The organism is Streptomyces sp. AA1529 (genome assembly GCF_000280905.1).
Classification (GTDB): Bacteria; Actinomycetota; Actinomycetes; order Streptomycetales; family Streptomycetaceae; genus Streptomyces.
Genome location: NZ_ALAP01000019.1, coordinates 70994 through 88832 on the forward strand (window position 1 = coordinate 70994; position 17839 = coordinate 88832).

Here is a 17839-nt window from a genome sequence, read left to right on the forward strand (position 1 = left end):
TCAGGTCTCCGGCTGGAGCGCCGCCATCGCGCCCGAGAGCCGGCGCAGTGCCTCGGCGACCCGGACGAACTCCGGGTCGCCGCCCAGTTCCTCGCTCAGCCGCCGGGCCAGCTCGGCGTGCCCGGGGTCGATACCCGCCACGGCGGTGCGGCCCGCGGGTGTGGGGGCGAGCAGTTTGGCCCGCCGGTGGGCCGGATTGGGTTCGTACGCCGCGAGGCCGCGCTCCACCAGGAGGTCGGCGATCCGCTGGACGCTCTGCCGGGTGATGCCCATGGCGCGGGCTATCCCGGAGACGGGCAGCGGCTCGCGGAGCACGGCGCCGAGCACCTGCCACCACGCTGCGGTCAGTCCGGCCGGGCGGGCGAGTACTTCGGCGGCGGCGAGGAACTGGCCGTTGAGCCGGAAGACGGCCAGTGCGGTCTCGCTCAGCAGCTCGATGTCCCGCGGGCGGCCGTCCGCGTCCGCCGCACCGCTCATGCCCGCGCCGCCGCGAACACCGCGTAGGCCTCCGGGTCGGAGTGCTGGTACAGCCGCTGGAAGGCGTCCAGCACGGGCGGCTCGAAGACGCCCAGACGGTTCAGGATCTCGCGGGCGAAGGCGACGGGTTCGGTCGGCCCGGCCGTGATCAGGTCGCGGTCGGTGACGGCGTCGGCGTCGCGGTAGTGCGCCGCGCCCCGGTAGCCGTTGGCGGCGCGCAGGAACTCGGGCGCCGCGGCGGTGTGTGCGCGCTCGTCGAGCAGCCCCTCGTCCGCGAGCCCGTACACGGCTCCGCAGATGGCCGCGACGGGCACGCCCTCGTGCAGGAACTCCCGTGCGGTGTAGGCGAACGCGGTGAGTGCGCCGCTCGTCCAGGTGTCGGCGCCGGGCAGGATCAGCATGCTGCTGTCGAGGGGGCGCAGGCCGTCCAGCGTCAGGTCCGGCTCGATGCGCAGTCCGCCCTTGGTGGTGACGGTGGCGCCGGTCGGGCCGACGGTGCGTACGCCGCCGGGGATGTGGGCGACGGCGTGGCCGTACTCCCAGTCGGCGAGGGTGTCGTACACGGCGAGGTGAACGGTCATGGCGGCCTCCGCGGGCGCTCGATGTGATGACAGCATCCTGTCGAGATGGCAGTATTCTGTCAATCTCTCGCGGTCGGTGCCCGCATTCTCCGCGGGCCCCCGGGTGGTCCCGGACGTCCCGAGGTCCTCCGGGTTCCCCGCGTGCCTCCGGGCACGCGGAGCAGCACGCGCGCGCCCCGGTGGCCGGTACGGCGGCGCGGGAGGCGCGGCTCAGGCGGGCAGCGGCCGCTCGTGCACCACGTGCTTCATCACCAGCGTGGAGCTCAGCCGCTGGACGCCGGGCAGGGTGGCGAGGTTCTCGTCGTAGAGCCGCTGGAAGGCGGGCAGGTCGGCGGTGATGACGCGGAGCAGGTAGTCCGGGTCGCCGAAGAGCCGCTGGGCCTGGACGACCTGCGGCAGCTCGGTCAGGGCCTGCTCGAAGGCGGAGATGGTGGTGCGGTCCTCCTGGCGCATGGTGACGAAGACGAGCGCGTCGAAGGTCAGCCCCACCGCGTCGGTGTCGACCACGGCGCGGTAGCCGCGGATGGCGCCGCTGCGCTCCAGCTCCCGCAGCCGCCGGTGGCACGGGGAGAGGCTGAGCCCCACCCGTGCGGCCAGCTCGGTGACCGTCAGCCGGCCGTCGTTCTGGAGCTCCGCAAGAATCTGCCGGTCCATGTCGTCCATGAAGAAGATTATTCCACCGGCAGCGCCGCAGCCGATGATTCTGGGGAGCACTTTCGAGGCCGAACTTCCTATTGTTCCTCCCGCACTCCCGTCAGAGCGGAAGGAACCGCCCCATGGCTGCCAGCTCCATAGCCGCTTTTTTCGCGCTCTCCTTTCTCCTCGTCCTCGTCCCGGGCGCGGACTGGGCGTTCACCATCACCTCCGGGCTGCGTGACCGGTCGGTGGTGCCCGCCGTCGGCGGGCTGATGCTGGGGTACGTGGGGCTGACGGCCGTGGTCGTGGCGGGGGTGGCCGCGCTGGTCGCCCGCACGCCCGGGGTGCTGGCCTCGCTCACCGCGCTCGGCGCCGGATATCTGGTCTGGCTCGGCGCGACGACGTTCGCCGGCGCGAAGGGGGCGGGGCTGCCGCAGACCGACGCCGGCGACACCGCCGCCGGGGGCGCCGCCGGGGGCGCCCGCTCCCGGGTGCTCAAGGGCGCCGGCGTCAGCGGACTGAACCCCAAGGCGCTGCTGCTCTACGTCGCGCTGCTGCCCCAGTTCGCCGACCAGCACGGGCAGTGGCCGCTGGCCTTCCAGATCGGGCTCCTGGGGCTGCTGCACATGTGCACGGCCGGAGCCGTCTACCTCGGCCTGGGTTCGCTGGCGCGCACCGTGCTGCGGGCCCGGCCGACCGCGGCCCGCCTCGTCACCAGGCTCTCCGGCGTCGCGATGATCCTGCTGGGCGCCCTGCTGCTGGTGGAGCAGCTTCCCCACTGAGCGGAGCGGCCTTCCCCCACCGAGGGGAGCGGCCTTCCCCACCGCGCGGCTCCGGCGCCCCGCTTCGGCCGGCCCGCGCGCGGAAGCCCGCGCGCGGAAGACTTCCGCCCTCCCTGCGCCCGGCCGGGGCGGGCGACATTACGCTGGCTGTCATCCTTCCGGGGGCCTCCCCGCCCGGAAGCCGTCCGTCCTGGGCCGGACGGGCACCACGCGAGCGAACCGAGGTACCGATCGTGACGACGCACCACCCCTCATCGGACGCCCCCGCCACCCCGACCGTCCCGGACCCGGCCGCCGGCCGGGCGGTCCGCGAGGCCGACCGGGCCCATGTGTTCCACTCCTGGTCGGCCCAGGGGCTGATAGACCCTCCGGCGGTCGCGGGCGCCGAGGGCTCCCACTTCTGGGACTACGAGGGGAAGCGGTACCTCGACTTCACCAGCGGCCTCGTCTTCACCAACATCGGCTACGCGCACCCCAAGGTCGTGGCCGCGGTCCAGGAGCAGGCGGCGAAGATGTGCACCTTCGCGCCGGCCTTCGCGATCGAGGCGCGCTCCGAGGCGGCCCGGCTGATCGCCGAGCGGACCCCCGGCGACCTCGACAAGATCTTCTTCACCAACGGCGGTGCCGACGCCGTCGAGCACGCGATCCGGATGGCCCGGCTGCACACCGGCCGCCCCAAGGTGCTCTCCGCCTACCGCTCGTACCACGGCGGTACCCAGCAGGCGATCAACCTCACCGGTGACCCGCGCCGTTGGGCGTCCGACAGCGGCACGGCGGGTGTCGTGCACTTCCACGCGCCGCACCTCTACCGCACCCCGTTCTACGCCGAGACCGAGGAGCAGGAGTGCGAGCGCGCGCTGGCACACCTGGAGCGGACCCTCGCGTACGAGGGACCGCAGACCGTCGCCGCCGTCATCCTGGAGACCATCCCCGGCACCGCCGGGATCATGATGCCGCCGCCCGGCTATCTGGCGGGGGTCCGGGAGATCTGCGACAAGTACGGCGTCGTCCTCGTGCTGGACGAGGTGATGGCGGGCTTCGGCCGCACCGGCACCTGGTTCGCGGCCGACCTCTACGGCGTCGTACCCGACCTGCTGACCTTCGCCAAGGGCGTCAACTCCGGCTATGTGCCGCTCGGCGGAGTGGCGATCTCCGGGAAGCTCGCCGAGACGTTCGACCAGCGCCCCTACCCGGGCGGCCTCACCTACTCCGGCCACCCGCTGGCCTGCGGTGCGGCCGTCGCGACGCTCCGCACCATGGCGGAGGAGGGCATCGTCGAGCACGCCGCGCGGCTCGGTGAGACCGTCATCGGCCCGGCCCTGCGCGAGCTGGCAGCCCGCCACCCCTCGGTCGGCGAGGTACGCGGCACCGGTGTCTTCTGGGCCCTCGACCTGGTGCGCGACCAGGAGACCCGGGAGCCCCTGGTGCCCTACAACGCCTCCGGCGCGGACAACGCGCCGATGGCGGACTTCGCCGCCGCGGCCAAGCGCGGCGGCCTGTGGCCGTTCGTCAACATGAACCGCACCCATGTCGTCCCGCCGTGCAACATCGCCGAGGCCGACCTCAAGGAGGGGCTGAGCGTGCTGGACGAGGCGCTGACCGCGGCCGACGCGCACACCACGGCGGGCACCGGCGGTGCTGCGGCGGGCGCGGGGAGCACGGGGGAGTGATCAAACGCAGCACCCTGCGCTCGCAGATCGCCACCGCGCTGCGCGACGAGATCCTGGCCGGCCGGCTCGCCACCGGCCGGGACTTCACCGTCAAGGAGATCGCCGAGCAGTACGGCGTCTCCGCGACGCCCGTGCGGGAGGCGCTGGTCGATCTCGCGGCGCAGGGGCTGCTGGACGTGGAGCAGCACCGGGGCTTCCGCGTGCACGAGTTCACGCCCGCCGACTACCGGGCCATGTGCGAGGCGCGGGAGCTCGTCGTCGACGGGGTCTTCCGGGGCCTCGACGGGCCCGCCGACGCGCCGGACGGAGCGTCGCACGGCGCGGGGCCCGCGCGCGCCGGCGGCCCGGGCGGCCCCGCCGACGGCGGGGCCGTCTCCGCCGGCCGGGCGGTCGCCCGCCGCGCCTTCGACGGCCTGGGGGCCCGAGATGGTGCGCTCCGTACGCCGCCGCGCCGACGCGGCCGAACGCGCCGCCCGCGCCGGGGACCTGGACGTACTGATCGCCTACGACCTGCGGTACTGGCGGGAGTTGAGCGGGCTGCTGGGCAACCCCTACGTCTGCGACTTCCTCGACCGGCTCCGCGTCCAGTGCTGGGTCTACGCCGTCCCGGTGCTGCGCCGTCACGCCTCGCTGCGCGGCCGGCTGTGGGCGGGGCACAACGCGCTGCTGGACGCCGTCGAGTCGGGGGACGCGCGGGCGGCCCGCGAAGTGGTCGCCGCCTACAACCGGCACGCGCTGGCGCAGGTGGGCGCGGACGAGGCGGTACCGCGTCCCGAGCGGGGCCCCGCGGGGGCGTGAGACCGCCGGGGCGTCGCCGGGGTGCCTGGTGGGGGCGCCGCCGGGGCGCACTCGTCCCGGCCCGCCTGCGCCGGACGGGGGACGGGCGGCAGCAGACCGCACTACGCTGGGTGCAGGCAGGTCCCTGACGGTATTGGAGCGCCCCTTGGCCTGTGACCTCTGGCTCGTACCCCTCGTCGACGTGCTGTGCCACAGCCCCGACAACCCCTTCTCCGAAGAGATCGCCACCTACGACAGGGTGCTCACCGAGGCCGGTCTGCCCACGGTCCCCGTCTTCGGCTACATGCCGGGCCTCTCCGGCGACGTGGCCCCGGTCGCGGGCTTCGACTACGAGGCGCTGCACTACCTGCGCCGCGCCCACCTGCTGCTGGCCTCCGGTCTGGAGGTGGCGCCGGTGGGGGAGTTGGGCAGCGACTACGAGCAGCTCCTGGAGATGTTCGAGCAGACGGCGCAGCAGTCCCACCTGGTGTGGCACTACGACCACGCGGGCGTCTACATCCCGGTGGACTTCCAGGCGCCGCTCTCCGACGACGAGTTGCTGGAGGGGAACGGTCCGCTGGGCTCCAGTCACGGCCTGCTGCGCGAACTCCAGGCGCTCGGGCCGCACCTGGGGATCGACCCGGGCAATCCGCCGCCCGCGCCCGCCGCGCCGCTGCGCCCCACCGATCTGGACGAGCCCGCGGCCTCCGCCGCGATCGGCTACGAGGACGGCACCCCGTTCGGACGGGAGCGGCACGTGTGGCTGAGCCTGCACGCGGCCGTGACCCGCAGTCTGGCCCAGGGGTCGATGATCGTCTTCGGTTGACGGGCCGCCGTCCGCGTCCGCCGTCCGGTCAGCCGCCCGTCGGCCCGGTCGGCGGTCGGCCCGGTCGGTCCCGTCGGCCCGGTCGCCGGTCTGCCGCCGAGGTCGCCGGTCAGCCGCCCGGGGGCCGCTGGCGGGGCATGGTGGCCCAGCCCGCGGTCCCGTTGGGCGGCGGCATACGGCGGGCCGGCCCGCCCCGCGCGCCGGGCAGCGCGCTCTGCGGGGCCAGCAGGAGCGGGGAGCCCGAGGTGCGGAAGGCGACCATCCAGTCGACCGTCTCGGCCCGCACCGTCTCGTTCACGTCGTCCGAGAACCGGCGGAGCACGGCCAGCGAGCGCTCCGCCGCCTCGCCGCCCGTGCCCTCGGCCGGGCCGAGGACCTCGCGGACGTTCTCGGCCGCCCACTCGTACCGCAGCGCCTCCAGCCGCCGGTGCAGTGCCAGCGCCGCGGCGACGTCCCGCATCCAGCCGGCGGTCAGGCCGAGCCAGCGGTCGGCGAGGGCGCAGCCGGCCGCGCCGAGCAGGGCCAGATAACCGAGGTGGCCGGACCTCTCCTGCACCGGCGCGAACCCGGCCAGCTCGGCGAGCGGCAGCAGCGCCCCCACGCAGGCCCCGGCCACGACGCCGCCGCGCAGCAACCGGGCCCAGCGGCGTTTGCGCACGCGGTCCGCCAGATACCACTCGACGAGGCGCATCGCCTCCTGCTCGACCCACTGGTAGAGCTCTTCCAGGCGCTCGGCGGGCTCGTTCCAGTCCCCGGACGGGAACCCCCGCCCCAGCAGATCGGGCTGCTTGACCCGCTTCACCCATGCTCCTTCGACGACGCGTCCGGCAGCCCGGCATTCGGTCGGACCGCCCAATTCATACCGCCGAATGTGGGACCTCACCGACGATCCGCGCGGAATTCCCCCCGGAAGTGGCGGTCTGTCGGGTATGGGAGCGACGCTGTGCCCCCCGTCGTCACCCGTAAGGGCCGCACGGGGGCGGCTGCGCGGGCCGCTAGGGTGGCGGCGTGAGGATTCTGGTCATTGGCGGCGGTGCCCGCGAACACGCAATCTGTCGCTCGCTCTCCCTCGATCCCGAGGTCGCCGCCGTGCACTGCGCGCCGGGCAACGCCGGGACCGCCGAGGTGGCCACGCCGCACCCGGTGGACGTGCTGGACGGTGCCGCGGTCGCCGCGCTGGCCGCCTCCGACGAGGTCCGCGCCGACCTCGTCGTCGTCGGCCCCGAGGCGCCGCTGGTCGCGGGAGTCGCCGACGCGGTCCGCGCGCGGGGCATCCCCGTCTTCGGCCCGTCCGCCGAGGCCGCCGTGCTGGAGGGCTCCAAGGCGTTCGCCAAGGAGGTCATGGCCGGGGCCGGGGTTCCCACGGCGCGCAGCTATGTGTGCACCGGGCCGCAGGAGGCCGACGCGGCGCTGGACGCGTTCGGCCCGCCCTACGTGGTCAAGGACGACGGCCTCGCCGCCGGCAAGGGCGTCGTGGTGACCGACGACATCGCGGAGGCGCGTGCCCACGCGCGCGCCTGCGGCGGCGCCGTCGTCGTCGAGGAGTTCCTGGACGGCCCGGAGGTCTCCCTCTTCGCGGTGACCGACGGCGAGACCGTGGTGCCGTTGCAGCCCGCGCAGGACTTCAAGCGCGCCTACGACGCCGACGAGGGCCCCAACACCGGCGGGATGGGCGCCTACTCGCCGCTGCCGTGGGCGGACCCGAAGCTGGTGGACGAGGTCGTGGCCACGGTTCTGGAGCCGACGGTCAACGAACTGCGCCGCCGGGGCACGCCCTTCTCCGGGCTGCTCTACGCGGGCCTGGCGCTCACCTCGCGCGGAGTGCGCGTCATCGAGTTCAACGCCCGGTTCGGCGACCCGGAGACGCAGGCCGTCCTCGCCCGGCTCCGCACGCCGCTGGGCGGGCTGCTGTACGCGGCGGCCACCGGCACGCTCGCCGACTTCCCCGCACTGCGCTGGAGCGACGGTGCCGCGGTCACCGTCGTGGTCGCGGCGCACGGGTATCCGGCCGAGCCCCGCAAGGGCGATGCCGTCGAGGGGCTGGCCGAGATCGTCCGCGAGGACGGTCCGGACGCCTACGTGCTGCACGCGGGTACCAGGGCCGACGCGGACGGCACGGTGCGCAGCGCGGGCGGCCGGGTCCTGTCGGTCACCGCGACCGGGGCCGATCTGACCGAGGCCCGCGAGCGGGCCTACACGGCCGTCGGTCGCGTCCGGCTGGCGGGAGCGCACCACCGCACGGACATCGCGGAGCGGGCCGCGGCGGAGGCGGCCGCGACAGACTGAGCGGCCGGCGGCCCCGGACGCTCCGAGGCCCGGATGCCCGGGCGAACCCACCGGGGCGTCCCCGGACCTGCCCGGGCGCCCCGGACTTGACCGGACCCCCGGACCCGGAGGCTCCGGACTTGCCCCGGAGCCCCGGACGCGGACGCCCCGACTCGCCCGGATGACCGGAGCGGTGGTCGGGCGCGCGGCGTGCGCCGGGGCGCGGCGCTGCATACCGGCATACCTGCGGCTCATATACCTCCCGCCCCCGCCGGGCAAGAGCTCTCCCCAAAGCCATTCCATCGAGTGAGCGCGTCCGCTTCCTGCTGACGCTCGCCGAGGCCCCGACTAGGGTGCCGCACAACTGCCGTGCAGTCGCCATCAGGGCTGCGCGGGCGGTGTGCGCGCGTGGTCCGGCCGGCTGCGGGAGCCTCGCCGACCGCCCGGCGAACCGTCCGTCGACTGGCGCAGCGCGTATTGCGGTGTCGGAGCGCGGTGACACAGTGGGTGGGAGCCGGAGAGCCCGGTTGCGTACCCGAAGGTGCGGGGGTGAGACGTGCGCGGTGCAAGTGGTCCTGGTCACGGCAGCCGAGCAGGGGCGCGTTCCGCACGCGCCCACGCCCTCGCCGTGCTGCGGGTGCGCAGCACGGCGCTCGCCCTGGCGCTGCTCCCGGCCGCCGCCGCGGTGATCCTGTGGACGGGGCGCACGACGGGGCAGTTCGGCCCCGGCTGGGAGACGGCGCGCTGGTCCGTGAGCGGGTTCGCCGTCGCCGTTCTCGGCTGCGCCGCGGTCGCCGGGCTCGCCATCGCCCGGGGCCGGCCGGCCGTGTCCCCGACGGTGCCCGTCGAGGAGCACGCGGCCCCCGACCTGCACGCGCTGGTCCGCGATCTCGCGGACCGGCTGGAAGTCCCCGCGCCCTCCGCCATCGCGCTCACCCCGGACTGCGACAGCTGGCTGGAGGACCGCACCCACGCACGCGCGGGCGGCGCCCGGGGAGCGGCCCCGGTGCTGGTCATCGGCTCCCCGTTCCTGTGGTGGATGCGGGTCGCCGAACTGCGCGCACTGCTGGCCCCGGTGGTCGCCGGCACCGGCCCCTCCGCGCACCCCGACATAGCGGCGGCCCGCCGGGTCGTACGAGGGCTGGACGCGGCGGTCGCCAACGCCGCGCGCCCCGCGGGCCCGTGGAGCGGTGACCCGGCGGCGGACGGGCCCGGCGCACCCGCGGTCCGGGGTCCCGGGCTGCTCGCGCGGGTGGTGCGCGGATGCGCGGCACCGCTGCGCCGCGCGGTGCACCGTGCGGTGGGGCCGGTCGCCCGGCTGCTGCTCCGCGCCGCCGGACCGCACGCCGCCGCGATGGAGCAGGGCGTCGCCGCTGCCGCCGCCGACCGCGCCCAGGCCGTCGACCAGGGGTTGCGGGTCGCGGCGCAGGAGCAGGTCGGCCTCGCCTACGCCGGCTGGGACCGGCTGCTGACCCGGGTGGCGCTGCCCGCCTGGCGGCTCGGCCGGTGGCCCACCCGGCTGGACGCGGGGGTGGTCTCGGCGCTGACCGAGCTGTCCCGCCGCGACCGGCTCGCGGCGGGTTTCACCTCACGGCTCGGTGAACGTCCCGCCTGCGACCTGCTGAAGGAGCCGGGCAGCACGGACGGCGCCGTCTCGCTGCTCGCCGCCCGGATCTTCCTGGGGGTGCGCCCTCCGGTGCCCGCCGCGCACGGGGCGGCCCCGGAGTGGACGCCGGTGGACTGGGCGGCGTACCCGGAGGAGGTCGTCGACCGCATCTGGCGTGCGGAGGCCGCCCGCCTCTTCGCCGCGCTGGACGCGCTCGGCTCCCCGGAGCCGGTGGGTGCGTCCCGGCCGGCCGCACGTGCCGCGGTGCCGGTCGGCCGTCGGCTGCCGGAGTCCGCCTCCGCGCAGCCCCCCGGCGGCCCGCGGCACGGGAGCGGACCGCATGGTGGGGCGCCCGCCGGGGAGGCGGGTCCGGAGTGGGCGGGTCCCACCCTGGCGCGGGTGCTCGACCGGTTCGCCGCGGTGGGCGGAACCGACGCGTTGGCAGCGCGTATCAGTGCGGAAGTGGCGCGCGAGGAGTCGGCGAGCGCCCCCGACGGCCCCGGTGCGAGCCCCGGCGCGGAGCCCCCGCCGGGTACCGGCGGTGCACATCTCGCGCCCTTGGCGCCGATGGGTCTGCCGTTGCAACCGCCGCGGAGCGGCAAGGAGCTGCTGGCCGACCATGTCACCGCGGCTGTCTGCTGCGCCGCCGTCGACACGGCGGGTGCCCTACCGGGGCTGGACTGGCTGGACGGACCGGCGCTCTACGTCGACGGCGAGCGCGCGGGCGAGCTGCCCTCGCTGGTCCTCGCCCTCGTCGAGGACGGTGAGGCGGTGGGGCTGCGGGACTGGTTGGCGGCGGCCGGGGTGCGGCCGGAGAAGCCCGTGCGGCTGGTCTGAAGATCATCTTCAGCCATTTGGCGACGAAGGGTGACCACACCCTTGCGTAATGTGATGTGCTGTCTGCCGTCACATCGGGCGCAGCGGGTACGGGGAGGGAGCAGCGATGGGAACCGAGCGGACCGGACAGCCCGTACGGGAAGCCGAGCGGACCGAGCAGCAGCCCGCGTCACTCGTGCACGAGGCCGCCGGGCCGGTCGAGCCGACCCGGCGCTGGGAGTCGGGGGCGCTGGCGCACGCCGTGACCGATCCCTTCGGCCAGGGCCCTCTGCCGTGGCTGCGGGTGAGTGAGAACTACTTCGAGAACGGTCGGCTCGTCCCCTGGTACGTGGACTGCGTCGACCCGGCCCCCGGCCAGACCTCCCGCACCCCGGAGCTGGTGCGGGAGCTGGCGGGCGGCGGCCAGACCGTGCCCCGCCCCCGGACCCGCGGACTCTCCGGCACCGGCCCGCCCGCGGCGGACGACGTGCGCTGCCAGATCAAGGGCTTCGCCTCGGCGGCGGGCGGCACCCCGCCCGGCGAGTCCCTCGACTTCCGGATCACCGTCAATCCGCCGCAGCCCTTCAGCGTCGACGTCTACCGGATCGGCCACTACGGCGGCGCGGGCGCCACCAAGGTCACCACCAGTCCGCGGCTGTCCGGCATCATGCAGCCCGCGCCGCTCACCGCCGAACGCACCGTCTCCTGCCACCACTGGTGGCTCTCCTGGCGCCTCCAGATCCCCGACTACTGGTCCACCGGCGCCTACGTCGCCGTCCTGACCACGGCCGACGGGCACCGCTCGCACATCCCCTTCACCGTCCGCGACCGCGACCCGGCCGATCTGCTCCTGATCCTCCCGGACGTCACGTGGCAGGCGTACAACCTCTTCCCCGAGGACGGCCGCACCGGCGCCAGCCTCTACCACGCCTGGGACGAGGAGGGGCGGCTGATCGGCGAGAGCAGGGCGGCGATGACCGTCTCGTTCGACCGCCCCTACGCCGGCTCCGGCCTCCCGCTGCACGTCGGGCACGCCTACGACTTCATCCGCTGGGCCGAGCGGTACGGCTACGACCTGGCCTACGCCGACACCCGCGACCTGCACGCCGGGCACATCGACCCCACCCGCTACCGGGCCCTGGTCTTCCCCGGCCACGACGAGTACTGGTCCGTGCCGATGCGCCGGGCGGCCGAACGCGCCCGGGACAGCGGCACGTCGCTGGTCTTCCTCTCCGCCAACACCATGTACTGGCAGGTCGAACTCGAAGCGCTGCCCTCCGGTGCCGCCGACCGGCTGCTGACCTGCCGAAAACGGCGCGGGCCCGGGCGCCCCGCACTCTGGCGCGAGCAGGGCGAGCCCGAGCAGGCGCTGCTGGGCATCCAGTACGCCGGACAGGTCGCCGAGCCCTACCCGCTGATCGTCCGGAACGCCGACCACTGGCTGTGGGCGGCCACCGAGGCGTACGAGGGCGACGAACTGCCCGGCCTCGTCGCCGGCGAGGCCGACCGCTACTACCCGCGCACCGCGCTGCCCCAGCACACCTCCCGGATCCTGCTGGCGCACTCCCCCTACCGCGACCGCGCCGGCGCACTCCGCCACCAGGAGACCTCGCTCTACCGCGCACCCTCCGGAGCGCTGGTCTTCTCCTCCGGCTCCTTCGCCTGGTCCCCGGCCCTGGACCGCCCCGGCTACATCGACACCAGGGTCCAGCGCGCCACCAGCAACCTCCTGGACCGCATCTGCAGCAGGGAGTGACACCCGCGGGCGCCGCACGGCTCGCCGCCGGGCCCTGTCCCGGTACCCGGGCCCGTGCGCCGTGTCCGGCCGCGGGGTGTGCGGGTGAACCGCGGGGCCGCCGCGAGCCCGCGGGGCGTACCGCCGGGCACCCGGCGCGGGTGACAAGGAAGAATCGGGGCACCTGTAGGAAGCGCCGCAGGAAGCCGGCCCCCGCTGAGGAGAAAGAACGTGACGGGATTCGTCGAAAAGCCCGAGCCCGCCCAGGTCCCCGGCCTGGTGCACCTGCACACGGGCAAGGTGCGCGACCTCTACCGGAACGAGGACGGCGACCTGGTGATGGTCGCCACCGACCGGCTGTCCGCCTTCGACTGGGTGCTGCCGACCCTCATCCCGGACAAGGGCCGCGTCCTCACCCGGTTGTCCCTGTGGTGGTTCGAGCAGTTGGAGGACCTGCTGCCCAACCACGTGCTCAGCACCGACGTGCCCGCGGGCGCCCCCGCCGACTGGGCGGGCCGCACCATGATCTGCCGCTCCCTGCGGATGCTGCCCGTCGAGTGCGTGGCCCGCGGCTACCTGGCCGGGTCCGGGCTGGCCGAGTACCAGGAGTCCCGCACCGTCTGCGGACTCGCCCTGCCGGACGGCCTGGAGAACGGTTCCGAGCTGCCCGGTTCGCTCTTCACCCCGGCCACCAAGGCGGCCGTCGGCGAGCACGACGAGAACGTCGACTACGAGGAGGTGGCCCGCCGGCTCGGCCCCGAGACCGCCGCCGCGCTGCGGCAGTCCACCCTCGCCGCGTACGACCGCGCCCGCGACATCGCCCGCGAGCGGGGCATCATCCTGGCCGACACCAAGTTCGAGTTCGGCTGGGACGACAACCGCACCGAGAACGGCGAACCGGTGCTCACCCTCGCCGACGAGGTCCTCACCCCCGACTCGTCCCGCTTCTGGCCCGCCGACCAGTGGCAGCCAGGACGCTCCCAGCCCTCGTTCGACAAGCAGTACGTCCGCGACTGGCTGGTCTCCGCCGAGTCCGGCTGGGACCGTACCTCCGAGCAGCCGCCGCCCGCGCTGCCCGAGGCCGTCGTGGAGGCCACCCGCACCCGCTACATCGAGGCGTACGAACGCCTCACGGGCGTCCCCTGGAGCTGACCGCCGCCCGCCCCCGCCGCTCCGGAACCGTGGCCCCCCGGAGCAGCGGCCGACGGGGGTCCCAGCAGTCCGGACACGCGGACGGCCCCCGACACGCGTACGGCCCCGGTCGGATGACCGGGGCCGTACGGCTGTCTGCCGAGCGGACGACGAGGCTCGAACTCGCGACCTCAACCTTGGCAAGGTTGCGCTCTACCAACTGAGCTACGTCCGCACACTCCGCGCCGGCCCGTGGGGCCGCCGTGGTGCGGAGCCCAGTATAGCCGGACCGGGTGCGGGGCCGGACCGTGTCCCGCGGGGCTCAGATCCAGCCTCGTGCGCGGGCCGTCCGGGCCGCCGCGTGCCGGTTCTCGGCGCCCAGCTTCGCGGCGGCGGCCGACAGATAGTTGCGGACGGTTCCCTGGGTCAGCGACGCCTGTTCGGCGATCCGGGCGATCGGCGCTCCGTCCGCGGCCAGTTCCAGCAGTTCGGCCTCCCGGGCCGACAGCGGCGAGTCCCCCGCGCTGATGGCGTCGGCGGCCAACTCGGGGTCCACGTACCGGCTGCCGCCGTGCACGCTGCGGATGATCTCCGCGAGCTGTTGGGCGGAGGCCGTCTTGGGGACGAAGCCGCGGACACCTGCCGCCAGCGCCCGCTTGAGGTGCCCCGGACGGCTGTGGCTGGTGACGATCATCGTCCGGCAGTCCGGCACCGACTCCCGCAGCGTGGCCGCGACCCGCAGCCCGTCGGTGCCCGGCATCTGCAGATCGAGCACGGCCACGTCCGGGCGGTGCGCCCGGGCCATGGCCAGCGCCTCGGGCCCGGAGGCCGCCTCGGCGACGATGACCAGATCGTCCTCCAGCGCCAGCAGGGCGGCGAGCGCGCCGCGGATCAGATGCTCGTCGTCGGCCAGCAGCACCCGGACGGCGTCCCCGCCGGACGCCGCCGCCACCTCGCCGGAGTCCGCGGTTTCCTCACCCATGGCTTTCCCCTCTCGCCGCACCGGTTCCCTCGCCGACCGCGGCGTCGGCGAGCCCGGCCGCCTCCGGCCCCGCCTCCGCGGCCCCCGGTCCCGTCCCCGCGGCCCCCGGTCCCGCTTCCTCCGGCGCCGGACTGTCACCGGAGGAAGCGGGACCGCCGGGACCGCCGGGGCCGTCCGGGGCTTCCGGCGGTGGGTGCGGGCGCCGGGAGCCGGACGCCGGGATCTCGGCCCGCAGCCGGAAGACCCGCGCCGTCTCGTCGCGCTCGCCGGTCAGCGTGCCGTCCACGGCGGCCAGCCGTTCCCGGAGGCCGGTGAGCCCGCTGCCGCCCCGGCTCTGGTCCGGGCGCAGTCCGTCGTTCTCCATCACCAGCGCGGTGGCGCCCGCCGCGTCGCGGGTCAGCCGGATCACGCAGCAGTTCGCCTCGGCGTGCCGCAGCACGTTGGTGGCCCCTTCGCGGACCACCCAGCCCAGGGCCGCCTGCGCGCCGGACTCCAGGCCCGGCTGCGCGGACTCGATCCGGCAGTCCACCCCCGCGGCACGCAGCACCGCACGCGCCCCGGCCAGTTCGGTCTCCAGCCCCGTCTCGCGGTAGCCGCGGACGACGGCCCGCACCTCCGTCTGCGACGCGCGCGCGAGCTCCTGCACCTCCCGCATCTGCTCGGCGGCCGATGCGGCGTCCCGGCGGGCGAGCTGGGTGGCCAGCTCGCTCTTGAGGGCGATGACGGACAGGTCGCGGCCCATCACATCGTGCAGGTCGCGGCTGAAGCGCAGGCGTTCCTCCGCGACCGCGAGCTGTGCCTGCGCCTCTCGCGCCCCGTCGAGCTCCCGCATCACCGCCAGGTACCAGGCCGAACAGCGCGGCGAGAAGATCCCGACCAGCCCGCCGATCGCCAGGACGAACAGCGTGCCGAGCAGTGCCGGCCAGGTCGTCCCGGCCGCGGCGAACGCGGCGGTGATCAGTACGCAGCCTCCGGCGGTCACGACCGCCGAGCGGCGGCGCGGCACGACGAGCCCGTAGACGCCCGTCAGACTCGGGAGCCCGGCGAACAGCGCCATCGTGGGCGCGGGGTTGTCGTCGGCCACCCAGCCCCGCGCGATCAGGGCGGTGACCAGCGCGGTGGTGAGCAGGAACGTCACGAGTCCGGTGACCAGCAACCGGCGGGGCGGGTCCTGCTCGGTGCCCAGATAGGTGTCGATGCCGCGCCGCAGGCCGCGCACCCCCAGCAGACACTGGAGGAGCCCCAGCACGACGACGGCTCCCCCCATGGCCGTCGCCGCCGGCGGTCCCGCCACCTGCACCGCGAACTGCGGCATACCGCTCACGTAGAAGATCCAGGGGGAGAGCAGCAGCAACCAGTACGTCGAGACCTCGACCTGTTGCAGCTTGCTGCGCCGCTGCCACTTCCGCCGCTTCTCCCGGCCCCAGTGGATCATCGGTGGCCCGCCTCCCGTTCCGGAGCGCGCCTTTCCCGTTCCGGCGCGCTCCGGCCACCGTAAGCGGCTCGGCCCCCGGACGGGGCGGTCGGCCGCGAGGGGCGGACGCCCGGATCCCGGGAGGCCGCCCCTCGCGGCCCGCGGGGCCGCCGGTCAGCGGCGGGGCTCCCACCGGAACCGCTTGCGCACCGCGTAGCCGCCCAGCGCCGTCCAGGCCACCGCGACCGCGAGCGCCCGCAGCGTCTCCGGACCGCTGAGCTGCTCCGTCCAGCCGCTCCGCAGCAGGTCCATGACCGGCGTCATCGGCAGCCAGCGGCAGAACTCGGCGATCCGGTCGGGGTAGATCTCCAGCGGGATGAAGACCCCCGACCCCGCGAACGTCGCCAGCATCAGCGGCATCGGGGTGAGCTGTGCCAGCTCGGTGGTGCGGGTGAAGGCCGAGGAGGCGGCGGCCAGCGTCGCCATCAGCAGCATGCCGAGCAGCAGCCCGGCCACCAGCAGGTCCGGCCGGGCCGGTGCCCCCACGTCCAGCAGCACGGCCCCGCCCGTCAGCAGCAGCACCGACTGGACGATCCCGATGGTGACGGACGGCAGCGCCGCGGCCCCGAGGATCTCCAGATCGTCCGCTTCCCCGGTGCGCAGCCGCTTGAGCACCAGCTCCTCGCGGCGGCCCACGTAGACGCCCACGAGATTGCTGTAGACGGCGAACAGCAGCACCATGCCCACCGCGCCCGGCAGCACGGTGGTGCCGACGGAGAGTCCGGTGCCGGAAAGGTCAGCCTGGTCGGCGGTGGACTTCAGGGAGAGGGCCATCACGGTCGGCAGCAGCAGCGCGATGAACAGCGCGGACCGGTTGCGCACCAGCAACGTCAGCTCCGCGCGGGCCAGCGCCCGCACCCGGCGCGCCGACAGCCTGCGCCATGTCCCCGCGCGGGTGTTCCGCACCGGCTTCCCGGCCGGTGCCGTGGTCGTCGTCCCGCTCATGCCCGAACCCCCGTCCTCGTCCCGGCACCGGTACCGGCGCCGGTCGTCGTGCCCGTTCCGCTGTCCGCTCCGGTGCCGGTGGCGGAGCCGGTGCCTGTTCCGGTGTCTGTTCCGGTGCCGGGTCCCGTCCGGTCCGGGCCGGATTCCGGCCGGTTGCCCGCCTCGGCGATCTCCAGGAACGCCTCCTCCAGCGAGGCCGACCGTGCTTGCAGACCCTCCAGCGTGATGCCGGACTCGCGGGCCCAGACCAGCACCTCGGTGAGCGCCCATTGCAGCTCGTGCGTCCGCACCGCCACCGTCCGGCCGTCCACGGCGGCCGGTACGTTCAACGGCAGCCGCTCGGGAAGCACACCGCGGGGGAGGCGGAAGGTGATCCGCGAGGGGCGCTCGGCCACCACCTGTTCGGGGGTCCCCGAGGCGACGATCCGTCCGGCCTGCATGATCGCCAGCCGGTCCGCGAGCTGCTCGGCCTCCTCCAGATAGTGGGTGGTCAGCAGCACCGTGGTGCCCTCGGCCCGCAGGTTGCGCACCAACTCGGCGGTGTCCCGGCGCCCTTCGGGGTCCATGCCGGTGGTCGGCTCGTCCAGGAAGAGCACTTCGGGCCGCCCGGTCAGCGCCAGCGCCAGATCCAGCCGCCGCCGTTCGCCGCCGGAGAGCTGTTTGACCCGTACGCCGGACCGGCCGCCGAGCCCGACGATCTCCAGAGCTTCCTGCGGCGGCCGGGCCTCGCTGGTGACGCCGGCCCACATCGTCGCGGTCTCCGCGACGGTGAGTTCGGAGGGGAAGCCGCCTTCCTGGAGCATCACCCCGGTGCGGGGGCGGACGAAGGCGCGTTCGCCGTACGGGTCGAATCCCAGCACCCGCACGGTGCCGGCACTGGGACGGGCCAGTCCCTCCAGCACCTCCACCGTGGAGGTCTTGCCGGCTCCGTTGGTGCCCAGCAGCGCGAAGATCTCCCCTTCCCGCACCGAGAACGACACGTCCCGTACCGCTTCGAATCCTTGCTCGGTCTGCTCCTTGCGGCGCCCGGAGCCGGCCCGGCCCGCGTAGCGGCGCTTGAGTCCTTCGACCTCGATCGCGTCCATGCCCCCAGGTTTCCGCCGGTCGGGGCGCGCGGGCAGTGCACGCGGTCATGG

At 74.9% G+C, this 17839-nt stretch carries 15 protein-coding genes, 1 tRNA gene and 1 pseudogene; 8 read left to right on the forward strand and 9 right to left on the reverse strand.

Annotation, left to right across the window (positions count from 1 at the left end):
• From A949_RS0105765 to A949_RS0105775, 3 genes are all read right to left on the reverse strand, one after another.
• Complete coding sequence (locus A949_RS0105765; protein ID WP_019355058.1) at nucleotides 1-477, reverse strand: MarR family winged helix-turn-helix transcriptional regulator; 477 nt, start codon at nucleotides 475-477, stop codon at nucleotides 1-3.
• Complete coding sequence (locus A949_RS0105770; RefSeq protein WP_019355059.1) at nucleotides 474-1058, reverse strand: DJ-1/PfpI family protein; 585 nt, start codon at nucleotides 1056-1058, stop codon at nucleotides 474-476. Before A949_RS0105770 ends, A949_RS0105765 begins: the two co-directional genes overlap by 4 nt.
• A 210-nt stretch (nucleotides 1059-1268) precedes the next feature.
• Nucleotides 1269-1721 carry an Lrp/AsnC family transcriptional regulator gene (locus A949_RS0105775; protein ID WP_019355060.1) on the reverse strand — a complete coding sequence of 151 codons (453 nt, stop codon included), beginning with the start codon at nucleotides 1719-1721 and terminating at the stop codon, nucleotides 1269-1271.
• Between the two features lie 113 nt (nucleotides 1722-1834).
• Here A949_RS0105775 and A949_RS0105780 point away from each other — a divergent pair, with 113 nt between their 5' ends.
• The 4 genes and pseudogenes from A949_RS0105780 to A949_RS0105795 all read left to right on the forward strand — a co-directional run bounded on the left by A949_RS0105780 (nucleotide 1835) and on the right by A949_RS0105795 (nucleotide 5749).
• A complete protein-coding gene (locus tag A949_RS0105780; protein ID WP_019355061.1) occupies nucleotides 1835-2476 on the forward strand; it encodes a LysE family translocator in 642 nt (213 codons plus the stop codon).
• A 233-nt stretch (nucleotides 2477-2709) separates the two neighbouring features.
• A complete protein-coding gene (locus A949_RS0105785) occupies nucleotides 2710-4146 on the forward strand; it encodes an aspartate aminotransferase family protein (protein ID WP_019355062.1) in 1437 nt (478 codons plus the stop codon).
• Nucleotides 4143-4944 (forward strand): annotated as a pseudogene (locus A949_RS36205) (GntR family transcriptional regulator). The gene A949_RS0105785 and the pseudogene A949_RS36205 overlap by 4 nt, the downstream one beginning before the upstream one ends.
• A gap of 145 nt (nucleotides 4945-5089) precedes the next feature.
• On the forward strand, nucleotides 5090-5749 hold the full coding sequence (locus tag A949_RS0105795; RefSeq protein ID WP_019355064.1) for a hypothetical protein: 660 nt from the start codon (nucleotides 5090-5092) through the stop codon (nucleotides 5747-5749).
• A gap of 109 nt (nucleotides 5750-5858) precedes the next feature.
• Here A949_RS0105795 and A949_RS0105800 read toward each other — a convergent pair whose 3' ends face one another.
• The gene (locus A949_RS0105800) at nucleotides 5859-6551 is read right to left on the reverse strand and encodes an SLATT domain-containing protein (protein WP_019355065.1); all 693 of its coding nucleotides are present in this window, start codon (nucleotides 6549-6551) and stop codon (nucleotides 5859-5861) included.
• Nucleotides 6552-6757: 206 nt separating this feature from the next.
• Here A949_RS0105800 and purD point away from each other — a divergent pair, with 206 nt between their 5' ends.
• The 4 genes from purD (at nucleotide 6758) to A949_RS0105820 (ending at nucleotide 13323) form a co-directional block, all read left to right on the forward strand.
• Complete coding sequence (gene purD / locus A949_RS0105805) at nucleotides 6758-8035, forward strand: phosphoribosylamine--glycine ligase (protein ID WP_026004376.1); 1278 nt, start codon at nucleotides 6758-6760, stop codon at nucleotides 8033-8035.
• Nucleotides 8036-8642: 607 nt separating this feature from the next.
• Nucleotides 8643-10457, forward strand: a complete 1815-nt coding sequence (locus A949_RS0105810) for a hypothetical protein (RefSeq protein ID WP_019355067.1) — start codon at nucleotides 8643-8645, stop codon at nucleotides 10455-10457.
• A gap of 106 nt (nucleotides 10458-10563) precedes the next feature.
• The gene (locus tag A949_RS0105815) at nucleotides 10564-12192 is read left to right on the forward strand and encodes a N,N-dimethylformamidase beta subunit family domain-containing protein (RefSeq protein ID WP_019355068.1); all 1629 of its coding nucleotides are present in this window, start codon (nucleotides 10564-10566) and stop codon (nucleotides 12190-12192) included.
• Between the two features lie 210 nt (nucleotides 12193-12402).
• Entirely contained in the window at nucleotides 12403-13323 is a 921-nt protein-coding gene (locus tag A949_RS0105820) for a phosphoribosylaminoimidazolesuccinocarboxamide synthase (RefSeq protein WP_019355069.1), read from the forward strand.
• A 141-nt stretch (nucleotides 13324-13464) separates the two neighbouring features.
• Here A949_RS0105820 and A949_RS0105825 read toward each other — a convergent pair.
• The 5 genes from A949_RS0105825 to A949_RS0105845 all read right to left on the reverse strand — a co-directional run bounded on the left by A949_RS0105825 (nucleotide 13465) and on the right by A949_RS0105845 (nucleotide 17788).
• A tRNA-Gly gene (locus tag A949_RS0105825) sits at nucleotides 13465-13537 on the reverse strand.
• Between the two features lie 87 nt (nucleotides 13538-13624).
• Nucleotides 13625-14284 carry a response regulator transcription factor gene (locus A949_RS0105830; RefSeq protein ID WP_019355070.1) on the reverse strand — a complete coding sequence of 220 codons (660 nt, stop codon included), beginning with the start codon at nucleotides 14282-14284 and terminating at the stop codon, nucleotides 13625-13627.
• Nucleotides 14277-15719, reverse strand: coding sequence for a sensor histidine kinase (locus tag A949_RS0105835; protein WP_019355071.1), 1443 nt, complete (start codon nucleotides 15717-15719; stop codon nucleotides 14277-14279). The genes A949_RS0105830 and A949_RS0105835 overlap by 8 nt, the downstream gene beginning before the upstream one ends.
• Before the next feature lie 153 nt (nucleotides 15720-15872).
• Nucleotides 15873-16703, reverse strand: a complete 831-nt coding sequence (locus A949_RS0105840; protein ID WP_019355072.1) for an ABC transporter permease — start codon at nucleotides 16701-16703, stop codon at nucleotides 15873-15875.
• Nucleotides 16700-17788 carry an ABC transporter ATP-binding protein gene (locus tag A949_RS0105845; protein ID WP_019355073.1) on the reverse strand — a complete coding sequence of 363 codons (1089 nt, stop codon included), beginning with the start codon at nucleotides 17786-17788 and terminating at the stop codon, nucleotides 16700-16702. The genes A949_RS0105840 and A949_RS0105845 overlap by 4 nt, the downstream gene beginning before the upstream one ends.
• Nucleotides 17789-17839 lie beyond the last annotated feature (51 nt).